Below are 236 nucleotides of genomic sequence, written 5' to 3'. Positions count from 1 at the left end.
CGCTGTCGGCCAGCGCCATTGCGTCTTCCGCGCTCAGGGCGTGGTCGATAGCGACGCCCTGGTTGGTGAGGCCGTCCGTCAGCACGACTGCCTCGAGACGCATATCTTCGCGGAGCGACTGTACCTCGCCGAGAAGCCGGTAGAGGCCGGTGACATCAGTACCTCCGGCGGGGAGCGCAGCGACCGCGGGGCGGTAGTTGATCGCGACCTGGGTCATGATGCGCTCGACGTGTTCC

Annotated in this window: 1 protein-coding gene; it reads right to left on the bottom strand. The window is 66.9% G+C overall.

The genetic code is table 11. From position 1 onward, the window contains the following. A partial coding sequence (locus tag SB773_RS34645; protein WP_410595081.1) for a hypothetical protein occupies positions 1-217 on the bottom strand: 217 nt, incomplete at its 3' end. Positions 218-236 lie beyond the last annotated feature (19 nt).

The organism is Bacillus sp. SIMBA_074 (genome assembly GCF_046534555.1).
In the GTDB taxonomy this organism is placed as follows: Bacteria; Bacillota; Bacilli; order Bacillales; family Bacillaceae_G; genus Bacillus_A; species Bacillus_A mycoides.
This window is presented reverse-complemented; position numbering and strand designations above follow the sequence as displayed.